This window comes from Carnobacterium sp. (assembly GCF_032094055.1).
Lineage (GTDB): Bacteria > Bacillota > Bacilli > Lactobacillales > Carnobacteriaceae > Carnobacterium_A.
Genome location: NZ_DAMDAK010000002.1, coordinates 398 through 1167, shown reverse-complemented (window position 1 = coordinate 1167; position 770 = coordinate 398). Strand labels below are relative to the sequence as shown.

Below are 770 nucleotides of genomic sequence, written 5' to 3'. Positions count from 1 at the left end.
TTGGGAGCGAATCTCCATTCTGTATCCCAATTTTCGCACTAAATTGTATAGAAACGGTTGGCTGTTGTGAATTTGAGTTAAAGGATCAGTGACGACGAAACCAGACTGAGCATGAAGAGCATCATCTTTGTAATCATAATTTCCAGAATAGTTTTTTACTTCATAGAGGTAAATGGTATCTCCTACTAAAACGAGCGAATCAATTTGAACCATCTTGCCCTGTTCCTTAAGTAGTAAGTCATTCAATATGAGACAGTCAAACTGAACCTTTTCCAAATAGCTATCGAACTCCACTTCGCCTTTGTAACCTTTTAGTTGATTGTAATAATCTCTTTTCTCCGAAGCACTGAGCACAGTTCGATAATTTAAAGATTCTAACATTTGTAGCAGCAATGGTTTGGTACGTTTCTTGATAATCATATAGAATCACCTTTCACAAAATAGTTGTCACTATTAATATGCGTAAAAAAGTGATTTGTCTGCTCATAAAAAAATCAAACAGCATCTTGAGCTGAAATGAAGTTTTTTGTAGGTTATTTGAATTTTTCAAAAGTCGGCAAAATGATTGATGACACGTCAAAATTTAAGAGCGAAGTAACAGCTTTAGCCGATGAATTAAAGCAGGTCCAAGCCGGATTTGGTGGCGGAACGAGTAATTCACAAACCGTTGCAAAACTGCATTAATTTATAAGCACATAGACAATATGTTTATATCAATAGACACCAGCCAGTAAGCTGAGGGTGCCTTTTAGTAATAGAAAGGAAAACCG

The 770-nt window shown here is 36.0% G+C and carries 2 protein-coding genes; one reads left to right on the top strand and one right to left on the bottom strand.

Features of this window, described 5'->3' with window-relative positions; all coding sequences use genetic code 11:
• A partial coding sequence (locus RT405_RS00480) for a nuclease-related domain-containing protein (RefSeq protein WP_313466736.1) occupies nucleotides 1-420 on the bottom strand: 420 nt, incomplete at its 3' end.
• A 96-nt stretch (nucleotides 421-516) separates the two neighbouring features.
• On the opposite strand from RT405_RS00480, the gene RT405_RS00475 reads away from it, so the two are divergent.
• The gene (locus RT405_RS00475) at nucleotides 517-684 is read left to right on the top strand and encodes a hypothetical protein (protein ID WP_313466735.1); all 168 of its coding nucleotides are present in this window, start codon (nucleotides 517-519) and stop codon (nucleotides 682-684) included.
• The last annotated feature ends 86 nt before the right edge of the window (nucleotides 685-770 follow it).

Bases quoted from the DNA above. Each gene is read 5' to 3' on its own strand.
- RT405_RS00475 (WP_313466735.1), top strand. From the start codon at position 517: ATGAAGTTTTTTGTAGGTTATTTGAATTTTTCAAAAGTCGGCAAAATG.